9 protein-coding genes are annotated in these 14,311 nt (G+C 76.1%); 4 read left to right on the top strand and 5 right to left on the bottom strand.

The window, feature by feature from the left end:
• Positions 1–271: 271 nt before the first annotated feature.
• Positions 272–553: an MGMT family protein gene (locus AC0GKK_RS10210; RefSeq protein WP_073578330.1), complete on the bottom strand. Its 282-nt coding sequence runs from the start codon at positions 551–553 to the stop codon at positions 272–274.
• A gap of 44 nt (positions 554–597) precedes the next feature.
• Between AC0GKK_RS10210 and AC0GKK_RS10205 the strand changes: the two genes are divergently transcribed.
• On the top strand, positions 598–4,089 hold the full coding sequence (locus AC0GKK_RS10205) for an ATP-dependent helicase (RefSeq protein WP_489883680.1): 3,492 nt from the start codon (positions 598–600) through the stop codon (positions 4,087–4,089).
• 105 nt (positions 4,090–4,194) lie between these two features.
• Here the strand turns inward: AC0GKK_RS10205 and AC0GKK_RS10200 are convergent, their stop codons facing one another.
• Positions 4,195–4,869, bottom strand: a complete 675-nt coding sequence (locus tag AC0GKK_RS10200) for a phosphatase PAP2 family protein (protein WP_489883679.1) — start codon at positions 4,867–4,869, stop codon at positions 4,195–4,197.
• 10 nt (positions 4,870–4,879) lie between these two features.
• Entirely contained in the window at positions 4,880–5,728 is an 849-nt protein-coding gene (locus AC0GKK_RS10195; RefSeq protein WP_489883678.1) for an LLM class F420-dependent oxidoreductase, read from the bottom strand.
• Positions 5,729–5,808: 80 nt separating this feature from the next.
• Here AC0GKK_RS10195 and serS point away from each other — a divergent pair, with 80 nt between their 5' ends.
• The 3 genes from serS (at position 5,809) to AC0GKK_RS10180 (ending at position 12,219) form a co-directional block, all read left to right on the top strand.
• A complete protein-coding gene (serS, locus tag AC0GKK_RS10190) occupies positions 5,809–7,059 on the top strand; it encodes a serine--tRNA ligase (RefSeq protein WP_062400542.1) in 1,251 nt (416 codons plus the stop codon).
• 693 nt (positions 7,060–7,752) lie between these two features.
• Complete coding sequence (locus AC0GKK_RS10185) at positions 7,753–8,766, top strand: glycoside hydrolase family 16 protein (RefSeq protein ID WP_482636658.1); 1,014 nt, start codon at positions 7,753–7,755, stop codon at positions 8,764–8,766.
• Positions 8,767–8,838: 72 nt separating this feature from the next.
• On the top strand, positions 8,839–12,219 hold the full coding sequence (locus AC0GKK_RS10180; protein ID WP_489883677.1) for an ATP-dependent helicase: 3,381 nt from the start codon (positions 8,839–8,841) through the stop codon (positions 12,217–12,219).
• Positions 12,220–12,289: 70 nt separating this feature from the next.
• Here AC0GKK_RS10180 and AC0GKK_RS10175 read toward each other — a convergent pair whose 3' ends face one another.
• Both AC0GKK_RS10175 and AC0GKK_RS10170 read right to left on the bottom strand, forming a co-directional pair.
• Positions 12,290–13,912: a solute symporter family protein gene (locus AC0GKK_RS10175; RefSeq protein WP_489883676.1), complete on the bottom strand. Its 1,623-nt coding sequence runs from the start codon at positions 13,910–13,912 to the stop codon at positions 12,290–12,292.
• Positions 13,909–14,262 (bottom strand): DUF485 domain-containing protein, encoded by a 354-nt coding sequence (locus AC0GKK_RS10170; protein ID WP_251785635.1) that lies wholly within the window; start codon positions 14,260–14,262, stop codon positions 13,909–13,911. The genes AC0GKK_RS10175 and AC0GKK_RS10170 overlap by 4 nt, the downstream gene beginning before the upstream one ends.
• Positions 14,263–14,311 lie beyond the last annotated feature (49 nt).

Below are 14,311 nucleotides of genomic sequence, written 5' to 3'. Positions count from 1 at the left end.
TCGAGACGCACGTTTCCGCCCCGGCGAGGGCGAGAACGTGCGCCTCGATCGGGCGGCGGGGCCGCCGTCGAGCACGGCCGCGAGAGCGGTGGTCGTCGCGGCAGGGTCGTCGGAGAGCCGGACGGCGCCGGGCCCGCTCGATCCCCGACGCCCAGCCGCTGACCCACGCGCTGAGCGACGAGGTGGTAGCGCTGCGGGTCGAGACCGTCACCCGGGAGGCGGAGGCGATCATGGCCGGGAGGAGGGCGCGCCGGGGCGGTCGAGGGCCGGCTCAGCGTCGGCGGTGCTCACGGGGCAGCCGGCCGTCGACCATCAGGATCCCCTCGGCCCGCAGCCGGGCCGCCTGCTCGGCGGCGATGTGCGGGGCCGAGCGCCCGTCGGAGCGCAGCACCCGGTGCCACGGCAGGTCGTGGCCGTCCTCGGCGAGGATCCGGCCGACCAGGCGCGCCGAGCGGATCCCGGCCAGCTCGGCCACCTCGCCGTAGCTGAGGGTCTGCCCGGGCGGGATCGACCGGACGACCTCGCGCACCCGTTCCAGGGTCTCGGAGTCCACGCCTGCAGTCTGACGCTGTCGGTGCCCCGTGGTCTCATCGCCCCATGAGCCGAACAGCCCCCGAGCAGGCGTCGCCGCGCCTGGTGCGTGCGGACCCCCGGCCCGCTCCCGTTCGGGAGTGGACCGGCGCCGCCGCGCGGGTGCTCGCGCACGAGCGCGGCGCGCTGCGGGTGCTGGGCGGCCCGGGCACGGGCAAGACGAGCCTGCTGCTCGACGCGGTGGTCCGCCGCATCCGGGCCGGGGAGCCGCCGGGGGCGGTGCTGCTGCTGGTGGGCAGCCGCCGGGCCGCGGAGGAGCTGCGTGGCCGCCTCACGTCGCTGCTGACCGCGGGCGGGGGTGAGCTCGCCGGGGACTTCGGGGTGCGCACCACCCGCGAGCTGCTGGTGCGGACGGTGCACTCCTACGCGTTCGGGGTGCTGCGGCTGCACGCCGCGCGCTACGAGGACCCGCCGCCGCGGCTGCTGGCCTCGGCCGAGCAGGACGTGGTGGTCCGCGAGCTGCTCGCCGGGGAGATCGACGGCTGGGGCGGCACCGTCCCCGGCTCGGGCTGGCCGGAGCGGCTCGACCCGGCCCTCGGGCTGCCCGGGTTCGCCGCGGAGCTGCGTGAGCTGCTCCTGCGGGCGGCCGAGCGCGGGCTGGGGCCACGCGAGCTGGCCGAGCTGGGACGCGAGCACGGGCGCGAGGAGTGGGTCGCCGCGGCCCGGTTCTTCCGCACCTACGAGGAGGTCACGCTGCTCCGCGGGGCGGCGGGGCGGGGCGCACCACAGGCGACGGCCCCGGCGCTGGACTCCGCCGAGCTCGTCGCCGCCGCGCTGGACACCCTGGCCGCGGACCCGGACCTGCGGGAGCAGGAGCGGCGCCGGGTCCGTCACCTCCTGGTCGACGACGCGCAGGACCTCGACCCGCAGCAGATGGAGCTGGTCGCGGCGCTGGCCGAGCACGCGGGGTCCACGCTGCTCGCGGGCGACCCCGACCAGGCGGTCCTGACCTTCCGTGGTGCGGACCCGCAGGGCCTGAACGTGCTCGACGCGCCCACCGAGGTCCTCACCGTCGACCACCGCCAGCGGCCCGGGGTGCGGGCGGCGGGCCTGCGGGTGGCGGAGAAGCTGCCCGGCTCCGGGGTGACCCGGACCCGGCGCGGCCCGGAGCACGACGCCCCGGCCCCCGAGGCCCCGGACGGGTCCGGGGTGGGCGAGGCGCTACAGGTCCGGGTGTTCGGGTCGCCGTCCGCGGAGGCCGGGTGGATCGCCGACCGGCTGCGGCGCGCACACCTCGTCGACGGGGTGCCCTGGTCGGACATGGCGGTGCTGTCCCGGTCCGCGCGGCGCACCCTGCCCGCGCTGCGCCGGGCGCTGGCCGCGGCCGGGGTCCCGCTGGCCGCACCACCGGACGAGGTGCCGCTGCCGCGCCAGCCCGCCGTCGTGCCGCTGCTCCTGGTGCTGCGCGCGGCATGGCGGCCGTCCGCGGTCGACGCCGACCTCGCGACCTCCCTGCTCACCTCACCGCTGGGCGGCGGCGACCCGATGCGGATGCGGCGGCTGCGCCGCGGCCTGCTGCGGATGCACGCCGCCGCGGGGCACGACGTGCGGACCTTCGCCGACGACGAGCGCGTCGAGGCGGGTGAGGTCGACCCGGCCGCGGCGAGCAGCGACCCGTTGCTGGTCGGGATGCTGCGCGACGCCGTCGCGGGCCGGCCCGACCCGCTGCCGATGCTCTCGCCCGCCGAGGCCGCCCCGATGCGCGACGTGGGCCGCCTCCTCGACACCGCCGCCCGCTCGATCGGCGCGGGCGAGCAGGTCGAGGAGACGTTGTGGAAGGTGTGGCGGCGCACCGGCCTGGCGAAGCGCTGGAGCGAGGCCAGTGCCCGCGGCGGCCCCGGCGGAGCGGCCGCCGACCGGGACCTCGACGCGGTCCTGGCCCTGTTCGACGCCGCCGCCCGCTACACCGACCGGCTGCCCGGCGCCGACGTCGGCGGGTTCCTGGAGTACCTGCTCGACCAGCAGCTGCCGGGGGAGACCCTGGCCCCGCAGGCGCCCCGGGGCGGCGCGGTGGAGCTGCTCACCGCACACGGCGCCCGCGGCCGGGAGTGGACGGTCGTCGCGGTGCCCGGGGTGCAGGAGGGGCTGTGGCCCGACGTACGGCTGCGCGGCAGCCTGCTCGGCCACGAACGGCTCGTCGACCTCGTCGGCGGGGTCGCCGCCCCCGACGACGCGGTCTCCCGCACGGCGCCACTGCTCGCCGAGGAGCGGCGGCTGTTCTACGTCGCCTGCACCCGTGCCCGGACGACGCTGCTGGTCAGCGCCGTGCAGGGGGAGGACGAGCAGCCCTCCCGGTTCCTCGACGAGCTCGACCCCCGCCCCGCCGACGCCGCCGAGGCCCGCCCGGTGCACCGGCCCGAGCGCTCCCTGGTGATGGCCGAGCTGGTCGGGGAGCTGCGGCGCGCCGTCACCGAACCCGACCACGGCGACCCGGGACGCGCCGCACGCCGTCACCGGGCGGCGACCCAGCTGGCCCGGCTCGCCGCCGACGGCGTCCCCGGGGCCCACCCCGACGACTGGTACGGCGTCGCCGACCTGTCCGACGGCGCCCCGCTGCGCGCCGAGGGCGAGCTCGTCCCGATCTCGCCCTCCGACGTCGAGACGATCGCCGGCTGCCCGCTGCGCTGGGTGCTGTCCCGGCACGGCGGCGACGAGACCGGCGCGCTGTCGGCGGTCACCGGGTCCCTGGTGCACGCGCTGGTGCAGGCCCGCGCCGCCGGGGCCGACCCGGTCGAGCTGGAGGAGGCGCTGCGCTCGGCGTGGCGGCGGCTGGACTCCGGGGCGCCGTGGTTCGGGCGCCGCGAGCTGGTCCGGGTGCGCGAGATGCTCGCCGCCTTCGACGACTGGGTCCGCCGCAGCCGTACCGAGGGACTGGAGCTGGTGGCCGTCGAGCAGCCGGTGCAGCTGGACCTGGACGGCGAGGACGACAGCGAGGGCGACGACCCGGGCCTGGCCCCCGGCGGCATCGGTGCGGGCGACGACGACCCGGCGGGGGCCGCGCTCCTCCCGGTCGACACCGACGGCGACGGCGCGGGCGGACGCGGCGGCGGGGCCGCGCGGGCGGCCCGGCGGGTCCGGCTCCGCGGCCGGGTCGACCGGCTCGAACGCGACGACCAGGGGCGCCCGGTCGTCGTCGACGTCAAGACCGGGAAGACGGCCACCTCGGCCCGGGCCACCGCCGAGCACCACCAGCTCGCCGTCTACCAGCTCGCAGCCTCGCTCGGCGCGTTCGACCAGCTCGTCGGGGGCGGGGTGGAGCCGGGCGGGGCGCGGCTGCTGTTCCTGGCCGACCGCAAGGCCAACGGGGAGGCGAAGGAGCCGCAGCAGGCGGCGCTGCGCCCGGAGGAGATGGGGCACTGGCGCGACGTGCTGATGACCTGCGCCGAGGACTCGGCGGGTGCGGTGTTCGTCGCCCGCGCCGGGCCGGACTGCGACCGGTGCCCGGTCCGCACCAGCTGCCCCGCGGTCGAGACCGGCCGGACGGTGGTGGACGGGTGAGCGGGTCCGGTCCCGTACTCGGACGGGCCTCACACCCGGCCGTGCCGGCCCGCGGTCGGGTCGTGCCGCCGGCCCGGGCTCCACACCTGCGGTGCCGGACCCCGGTCAGGTCGTGCGGACGGGCGGGATCCGGCGGTCGGCGACCCGGTCGATGACCAGCGCCGAGCTCAGCCCGAGTGCGACCGCGGCGCAGAACCCGCCGACGGTGTCGGTGGCGTAGTGCGCCCCGATCCGCACCATGCCCGCGCCGACGGTGCCGCCGGCCAGCAGCGCCGTCGCGGCCAGGGTGGCGACGGCGGGCCCGGTGCGGGCCACCGGCAGCAGCCCCACCAGCAGCAGGGCGACCACCAGCCCGATCGACACCGCGCCACCGGTGTGGCCGGACGGGAAGGCGAAGCCGTCCACTCCGGGGGCGCCGATGGTGCGCCCGATCAGCGGCTTGAGCACCGTCGTCGCGACACCGGTGAGGCCGGGGCCGACGACGGCCAACACGGCCAGCCGCCGCCGTCGCAGGACCAGGGCCAGGCCGGCGACCAGCAGCGCGCACAGCACGACCGTCGGCGGGGACCCGAAGGTCACCGCATCGGCGAGCAGGGAGCCCGGGCGGTGGCCCAGCGCGTCCACCGCGCTGCCGGCGCGCCGGTCGATCCGCCCGGCGGCGGCGTCGCCGCGGTACACCCACGCCAGCACGGCGAAGACGGCGACGGCCGCCGCCACGATCAGTGGCGCCGGCCGTCGCAGCGGTCCCAGCAGGGACGGGTGGTCGGGGGTCGGGCGCACCCGGCCCAGGTTATCCGGCGGTGCCGAGGCCGAGCGCGCTCGCCAGCCGGCGCAGGTCGCCCTCCGGATCGGCCATCCCGGGGGTGATCACCTGGGCGCAGACGTGGTCGGCGCCGGCGTCGAGGTGCTCGTTCAGGCGGGCCGCGACCTGCTCCGGCGTGCCGTGCGCGACGAGCGCGTCGATCAGGGCGTCGCTGCCGCCGTCGTCGAGGTCGGACTCGGCCCAGCCGAGCCGCTTGAGGTTGCTCCGGTAGTTGACCAGCCCCAGGTAGGGCTTCTCGACGACCGGACGGCCCAGGGCCCGCGCGGCCTCCGGGTCGTCGTCGAGCACGACCTTGTGCTCCGGCGCGATCAGCGCCCCGGCGCCGTAGCGTTCGCGCGTGGAGCGGGTGTGCTCGGGCGTGGTCAGGTACGGGTGCGTCCCGGCGGACCGGTCGCGGGCCAGGTCCAGCATCTTCGGCCCGAGTGCCGCGAGTGCGCGTCCCTGCACCGGGACACCGAGCTCGTCGAGCCGGTCCACGTAGGCGACGAGCGCCGCGTACGGGCGGGTGTAGTCGCTGGTGGCCTCCGGGTGCCCGACGCCGATCCCGAGCAGGAAGCGGCCCGGGTGCTTCTTCTCGATGCGGTGGAAGGACTCCGCGACCTCGTCGGCGGGGGTGGCCCAGATGTTCACGATGCCGGTGGCGACCGCGAGCGACGTCGTCGCGTCCAGCAGCGACTCCGCCAGGGCGAGGTCCCCGGGAGGGGAGCCGCCGATCCACACCGCGGTGAACCCGAGCTTCTCGATCCCGGCGGCGAGATCGGGGGACAACCCGGTCTCGTGCCGCCAGACGCCGTACCGGCCGAGGGAAACACTCATGGTGGAGACTACCACTGCGCGGCTCCGATCATTCCCGGTCCTACGATGACCCCTCCACTACCCGAGAGGCTGGAACAGCAGTGATCGACCTCAAGGCGGCCCGACAGGACCCGGACACCTTCCGCACGGCGCTGTCCCGTCGCGGCGCGTCCGCGGACTTCGACGCCCTGCTGGAGGTCGACGCCCGCTGGCGGGAGGCCACCGACCGCGTCGGCAGCCTGCGCGCCGCGGCCAAGCAGCGGCCCAAGGGCAAGCCCACCCCCGAGCAGGTCGAGCAGTTCAAGCAGGAGAAGGAGGAGCTGCGCGCCGCCGAGGACGCCCTCGCCGCCGCCGACGTCGAGCGGTCCGAGCTCCTCGCCCGCATCCCGAACCTGCCCGACCCGACCGCCGCCGACGGCATGGCCGAGGAGGACGCGGTCACCGTCCGCACCTGGGGCGAGCCGCCGGTCTTCGACTTCACCCCGCGCGACCACCTGGACCTGGCGTCGTCGACGGGCCGGGTCGACATGGCCCGCGGCGCGCGGCTGTCCGGGTCGCGGTTCGCGTACCGCTTCGGCGACGTCGCGCGGCTCGAGATGGCCCTGTTCCGCTACGTCATGGACAAGCTCGCCGGCGAGGGCTTCGTCCCGGTGCTCGGCCCGGTCCTGGCGAACGAGCGGGCGATGTACGGCACCGGTTTCCTGCCCACCGAGGCGTCGAACCTCTACGAGCTGGAGAAGGACGGCCTCTACCTGACCGGCACCTCCGAGGTCGCGCTCGCCGGGATCCACATGGACGAGATCGTCGAGCTCGACACGCTGCCCGCGCGCTACGTCGCGTTCTCCACGAACTTCCGTCGCGAGGCCGGTGCGGCCGGCAAGGACACCAAGGGCATGTTCCGGGTGCACCAGTTCGACAAGGTCGAGATGTTCGTCTACTGCCTGCCGGAGAACTCCCAGGACGTGCACGAGGAGCTGCTCGCCCACGAGGAGTCGATCGTGCAGGAGCTGGGGCTGCCCTACCGGGTGCAGAACATCTCCGTCGGCGACCTCGGCAACCCGGCCGCGAAGAAGTACGACATCGAGGCCTGGTTCCCGGTCCAGGAGCGCTACCGCGAGATCACCTCGTGCTCCAACACGACCGACTACCAGGCACGACGCCTGAACGTCCGGTTCCGTCGCGAGGCCGGAGCGCCGACCGAGAACGTGCACACGCTCAACGGGACCGGCGCCACCGCCCGCGCCATGCTCGCGATCATGGAGAACTTCCAGGACGTGAACGGGACGGTCACGGTGCCGGAGGTCCTGCGGTCCTACGGTGCCCCCGCGACCGTCGGTACCCCGCCCGCCTGATCCCCGGTCGCAGGCGGGGTGACGCGCGCGACCTCCCGACGGGGCAACCGGACGGGGGCCCGCGCGTCCTGCTTGCGTGGAGAGATCGGGGAGCGGTGCGTCGCGGGCCGGGGAGCGCCCGGACACGTCGCGCCACGCCGTCCCCGCCGGGGCCGACGCCCGCCGTCCCGGCTCCCACCGTTCCGAGGACCGGCCGGACACCTCGGACTCCGGCCGGCACCGCTCGCCCGAGCCGCCCGTCGACGGACGTCGTGCCGCCGCACCGTGGCCGACCGGGCGACGGGCCGCGTCGTCCACGCCCCGGACGACGGCACCCGCGGTCCCGCCCGCGCCGCAGCCTGCCGCCCGGCGGCCGCGCCTGCGGGCCCGGTGGACGCGGCGTGGCCGACGGCCGGTCGCCGCGGGCCGGTGCCGCCGGCCCGCCGGACGTCGTCGGCAGCTGGCTCCGAGCCCGCCCGGTCCACCGCCCGCGGACCCGTCGCGCGCCCCGAGGACATCGTGGCGTCGACCGTCGCCCTCCCCGCCGCGGACCGCGCCCCCGCCGACCCTGTCCCGGAGTCCCGCCGCCCCGTACGCGAGGTGCCCGCGCCGTCGCGCCCCGCCCCGGACCCCGTCCCCGGCCCGCGCCGAGCGCCCCGGCCTCCGGCGGCAGCGCAGGCACCCGTGGTCCGGCCCCCCGTGGCGAGGACCCCCGTGGCGCGTGTCTCCACGACGCCGGAGCCGGTCGCCACGACCTCCCGTATCCGCCCCACCGACCGCGGAGCCCGTGCCACGGTCGTCCGGGCCGAGATCCCGGACGGTGCCGGACGGGCGGACCGTGCCGGGCGGACCGGACGTCGTGAGCGCCCGGACCGCGCCGTCACCGGCCTGCGCCGCCGGATCGCGCACGGCACCGGAGCGATGGCGCTGGTGCTCGTCGCCGCCGCCGGGCTGACCTGGACCGTGCTCGTCCCGCCGGACGGCACGGCCGTCGCCGCCGACCCGGCGACCTCCGCACTGGACAACCAGCTGCCGCCCCCGCCGCCCCCGCCCCCGCCCCAGCAGTGGCGCCAGGTCGGTGGCGACGAGTTCGACGGCTCCCGCGTCGACCGCTCCACCTGGAGCGTCTACAACTCGCCCGGCGGGTTCGGCAACGGCCTGCGCCGCCCGTCCGCGGTCGGCGTCGGCGACGGCCTGCTCACCGTGACCGCGCGCCCCCGGGCCGCGGGCGGGGGCGTCTCCGGCGGTGTCGCGATGCACGACGGCCGGCTCTACGGCCGCTGGGAGTTCCGCGCCCGCACCGACGTCGGCAACGGCTACAGCCCCGCGATCCTGCTCTGGCCGGACTCCGAGCGGTTCCCCGACGACGGGGAGCTCGACATGATGGAGATCCCGTTCGGCGACCGGCACGCGGCCACCGCCTTCGTCCACTACGGCGCGCAGAACCACATCCTGTCCACCGACACCCCCGGCGACTTCACCCAGTGGCACACCTTCGCCCTGGAGTGGCTGCCGGACCGGATCACCTGGTACGTCGACGGGGTGAAGAAGTGGGAGGTCACCGACCGCCGCGCGATCCCCACCACCCCGATGCACCTGGCCGTCCAGCTCGACCAGGGCCCGGCGTCGGGGTGGATCCCCGGCCCGGACGCGACCACCCCCGACGAGGTACGCCTGCAGGTCGACTGGGCCCGCGTCTTCGCACCGGTCGACGACGCCGGCCGCTGATCCGCCGCCGGTCCCGGGCCGGGACGGCGCCGGGTGGCGGATCTGTCGGTGACGCCGGGTAGAACGGTCCGTGTGGACCCCACCCCCGCCGAGCTGGCGCACGCGCTCGGTCTGCACCCGCCGACCGAGGAGCAGGCCGCCGTCATCGCCGCGCCCGCCGGGCCGGCGCTCGTCGTCGCCGGGGCGGGGGCCGGCAAGACCGAGACGATGGCGGCCCGCGTCGTCTGGCTGGTCGCGACCGGCCGGGTGCTGCCCGAGCAGGTCCTCGGACTCACCTTCACCCGCAAGGCCGCCCAGCAGCTCGGCACCCGCGTCCGGTCCCGGCTGCGCCGCCTCGCCGGGGCCCGGCTGCTCGACGACCTGGACCCGTCGGGTGCCCGGCGCGCCGCGCTGCTGGCGGGCGAGCCCACCGTCGCGACCTACCACGCCTACGCCGGTCGCCTGGTCGGCGAGCACGCGCTGCGGCTGCCCGCCGAGCCCGCCGCCCGGCTGCTCGGCCCGACGGCGGCCTGGCAGCTGGCCCACCGGGTCGTGTCCACCTGGGCCGCGGACCTGGAGATCGACCGGGTCCCCGCGACCGTCACCGGCTACCTGCTCTCCCTGGCCGGGGAGCTGGGGGAGCACCTCGTCGAACCGGACCAGGTGCGGCGCCTCGCCGAGCGGATGCTGCCGGTGCTGGAGCACGCCCCGCCCGGCAAGCGGCAGCGCGCCGAGCCCTCGGCCGGGTACAAGGCCCGGATCGCCGGGCAGCGGATGCGCTGCGAGCTGCTGCCGCTGGTCGAGGAGTTCGCCCGGCGCAAGCAGGCCGAGCAGGCCATGGACTTCGCCGACCAGATGGCCCTCGCGGCCCGGATCGCCGAGGCCGACCCGGAGGTCGGGCGGATCGAGCGTTCCCAGTACCGGGCCGTGCTGCTCGACGAGTACCAGGACACCGGGCACGCCCAGCGGGTGCTGCTCCGCGCCCTGTTCGGCGTGCCGCCCGGGCTCGCCCCGGAGCCGGACGACGGCCCGGACCACCGCTCGGTCACCGCGGTCGGCGACCCCTGCCAGTCGATCTACGGCTGGCGGGGCGCGAGCGCCGGGAACCTGGCGCGCTTCCGCACCGACTTCCCCGCTGCGGGCGGCGACCCCGCGCCCGTGCACGGGCTGCTCACCAGCTTCCGGAACCCGTCCGAGGTGCTCGTCCTGGCCAACCGGGTCTCCGAGCCGTTGCGGACCGCGCCCGGCACCGTGCGGGTGGGGGAGCTGCGCCCGCTCGACGGCGCCGGCCCCGGCGACGTCCGGGCCGCCCTGCTGCCCGACGTCGCGGCCGAGGTGGCCTGGACCGCCGACGGCATCGCCGAGCGCTGGCACGCCGGCCACGACGAGGGCACCCCGCCCACCGCGGCCGTGCTGGTCCGGCGCCGCTCCGACATGGACGCGCTCGCCGCCGCGCTGCGCGACCGGCGGGTCCCGGTGGAGGTCGTCGGGCTCGGTGGGCTGCTGTCCACCCCCGAGGTCCGCGACCTCGTCTCCGCGCTGCGGGTGGTGTCCGACCCGCTCGCCGGGCCGGCCGCCGTCCGGCTGCTGACCGGGCCGCGGTGGCGGCTCGGGATCGCCGACCTGGCCGCGCTGTGGCAGCGCGCCCGCGAGCTCGTCCCGCACCGCCCGGCCCGCCCCGGGCCGCTGTCGGCCGCCGACCTCGCCCTCGGCGCACTGCCCGGCGAGCAGGCCGAGCAGGCCGGTCTCGTCGACGCCCTCGACGACCCGGGTGGCCCGGAGCGCTACTCCCCGGCCGGGTTCGACCGGATCCGGCGGATCGGCCGTGAGCTCGCCCAGCTGCGCGCCCGCACCGCGGCCCCGCTGACCGACCTGGTGGCCGACGTCGAGCGGACCCTGCTCCTCGACGTCGAGACGATGGCCCGCCCCGGCCCCACCGGCCGGGCGCACCTCGACGCGTTCGCCGACGTCGTCGCGGACTTCGCCGCCGGTGCGGACGTGCCGTCGCTACCGGGTCTGCTCGACTACCTGGAGACCGCCGAGCAGGCCGAGGAGGGGCTGACCCCCGGCGAGGTCGAGGTCGCGCCGGACCGGGTGCAGATCCTCACCGTGCACGCGGCGAAGGGGCTGGAGTGGGAGGTCGTCGCCGTCCCGCACCTGGTCGCGCAGGTCTTCCCCGGCCGCAAGATGTCCGGCTCCTGGCTGAAGGACCCGGCCGCGCTGCCGGTCCCGCTGCGCGGCGACGCCGACGACCTGCCCGGCCTGCACCTGCCTCCGCCCGGCGCCGACCGCAAACAGGTCGAGACCGCGCTCGACGACCACGACGACGCCCTCGACGAGCGCCGCCTCGCCGAGGAACGCCGGCTGTTCTACGTCGCGCTCACCCGGTCCGAACGGGTGCTGCTGGTGTCCGGGCACCGCTGGCCCGCGACGGGGGAGAAGCCGAAGGAACCGTCGGTGTTCCTGACCGAGCTCGCCGAGATCCTGGAGGGCCCCGGCGGCTCCGAGGTCGGTGTGCTGGAGCAGTGGGCACCGCCGCCCGAGCTGGACACCGGCAACCCGGCGCTGGGCGTCGAACGGACCGCGCAGTGGCCGCCGGACCCGTTCGGCGACCGCCCCGACGACGTGCGCTCCGGGGCCGACCTGGTCCGTACCGCGCTGCGGGCCCGGCGCCCGAAGCGGCCGCGCCGCGCCGCGCCCGCCGACCAGCTCGCACTGGAGCTGCCCGCGGCTCCCGACGCGGAGCCCGGGGCCGGCGTGGTCGACGCCGAGGGTGACCCCGAGGGCTGGGCCGCCGACGTCGACGTCCTGCTCGCGGAGCGGGCCGCCGCCGCGCGGCGGCCCACGGTGTCGCTGCCCGGTCGGCTGTCGGTGAGCCGGCTCGTCGAGCTCGCCGACGACCCGGACGCGCTCGCCGTGCGGCTGCGCCGTCCGGTGCCGATGCCGCCCGACCAGCACGCCCGCCGCGGCACCGCGTTCCACGCCTGGCTGGAGCAGCGCTTCGGCGCGGAACGCCTGCTGGACATCGACGAGCTGCCCGGCGCCGCCGACGAGTCGGTCTCCTCGGAGGCCGACGCGACCGAGCTCGCCGAGCTGCAGGCCGCGTTCGAGGCGTCGGAGTGGGCGGACCGGCGGCCCGTCGACGTCGAGGTGTCGTTCGAGACGGTGCTGGCCGGGGTCGCCGTGCGCGGCCGGATGGACGCGGTGTTCGCCGACCCCGACGGCGGCTGGACGGTCGTGGACTGGAAGACCGGTCGCCTGCCCGCCGAGGACCGCAGGCAGGCGGTCGGGGTGCAGCTCGCCGCCTACCGGCTGGCATGGGCGGCCCTGCAGGACGTCGAGCCGGACCGGGTGCGGGCGGCGTTCCACTACGTCCGCGACGGCGTCACCCTGCGCCCGGCGGACCTGCTCGACGCCCGCGCGCTGCACGACCTCGTCGCCGGGGTGCCGACCGTCTCCGCCGCCGAGGTGTAGCCGCAGGACGCGGAGAGCCCGCGCCCCCGGTGACGGGGACGCGGGCTCTCCGCGTTGGGGTGGCCTGCGGTCAGTGCGCCTCGGCCTTGGCGATGCCGGCACCGGTCAGGGACCGGACCTCCATCTCGGCGTACTTGCTGCCGTCGTGGCGCTTCTGCCCGATGTAGGTACCGATCACGCCGAGCAGGAACGACAGCGGGATCGACACCAGGCCCGGGTTGGCCAGCGGGAACCAGGCGAAGTCCACGGTCGGGAAGATCGAGGTCTCCTTCCCGGAGACCACCGGCGAGAAGACGATCAGCACCAGGGTGCTGATCAGACCGCCGTAGATCGAGAACAGGCCGCCGGTGGTGTTGAACCGCTTCCAGAACAGCGAGTACAGGATCGTCGGCAGGTTCGCCGACGCCGCCACCGCGAAGGCCAGCGCCACGAGGAACGCGACGTTCTGGTCCTTCGCGAGGATGCCGCCGACGATCGCGACCACGCCGATCACGATCGCGGTCCGCCGGGCGACCCGGACCTGGGTGGCCTCGGTGTCCGCCACCTCGCCCCGCTTGATCACGTTGATGTAGACGTCGTGCGCGAACGACGCCGACGCGGTGATCGTGAGCCCGGCGACGACCGCCAGGATCGTCGCGAACGCGATCGCGGCGATGATGCCGAGCAGGACCGGTCCGCCGAGGGCGGCGGCGAGCAGCGGCGCGGCGGAGTTCACCTTGCCCGGCGCGGCCTGGATGGCCTCCGGCCCGACGATCGCACCGGCGGCGAAGCCGATGACCAGGGTGAACAGGTAGAACAGGCCGATCAGCCAGATCGCGACCTCGACCGACTTCCGGGCCTCCTTCGCCGTCGGCACCGTGTAGAAGCGCATCAGCACGTGCGGCAGGCCCGCGGTGCCGAGGACGAGCGCGATCCCGAGGGAGATGAAGTCGATCTGCGAGGTCAGCGACGCGCCGCACTGCTGGCCGGGGGCGAGCAGGCCCTCGCCCTTCGGCGAGCCGTCCGCGGCGGCCTGCATGATCGACGAGAAGTTGAAGCCGAACAGGGCGAGCGCCCAGATCGTCATGACCAGCGCGCCCGCGATGAGCAGCACCGCCTTGATCATCTGGACCCAGGTCGTCCCGCGCATGCCGCCGATCAGGACGTAGGTGATCATCACGACGCCGACGACCGCGATCACGACGCCCTGGGCGAAGCCGCCCGAGATGCCGAGCAGCAGCGAGACCAGCGCACCGGCACCGGCCATCTGCGCGAGCAGGTAGAAGAACGACACCGCGAGCGTCGAGGTGGCCGCCGCGGCGCGGATCGGGCGCTGCTTCATCCGGAACGCCAGGACGTCGCCCATGGTGAAGCGGCCGGTGTTGCGCAGCAGCTCCGCGACCAGCAGCAGCGCGACCAGCCACGCGACCAGGAACCCGATCGAGTAGAGGAAGCCGTCGTAGCCGTTGATCGCGATGGCACCGGCGATCCCCAGGAACGACGCCGCCGAGAGGTAGTCACCGGCGATCGCGAACCCGTTCTGGGTGCCGGAGAAGCCGCCGCCGGCGGTGTAGAAGTCGGCCGCGGTCTTCTTGGCGTGCCGGCTGTTGACGTAGAACACGATCCCCAGCGTCACGATGACGAACGCCAGGAAGATCGAGATGTTGAGCGCGGGGTTGCTGTCCGCCGTCGCCGCCAGGACTGTCGGGCTCATCGGGTCCCCTCGATCTCGCCGCGGAGCTTCGACGACAGCGGGTCGAGCACGCGGTCGGCGTAGCGGATGTAGACCACGGTGATCGCGAAGGTCGACACGAACTGCAGCAGCCCGAGGATCAGCCCCAGGTTGATGTTGCCGAGCACCGGGGTGGCCATGAAGTCCGTCGCGAACGTCGCGAGCAGCACGTACAGCAGGTACCAGGCCAGGAACCCGGCGGTCACCGGGAACACGAACCCGCGCAGCCGCTTGCGCAGCTCCTGGAAGTCGGGGCTCGCCTGCACGGCGGCCCAGTCGGGAGTGCCCGGCGTCGGACCGCCGGGCTGCTCGTCGGACTCGGTCGTACTCACGTATGCCTCCTTGCACAAGCCACGCACGGCCACGGGACCGGACCCAGGA

The sequence above is a fragment of the Pseudonocardia sp. P-1 genome, from assembly GCF_058111925.1.
The sequence above is the reverse complement of the archived record's forward strand: the minus strand, read 5'-3'. Positions and strand labels throughout refer to the sequence as shown.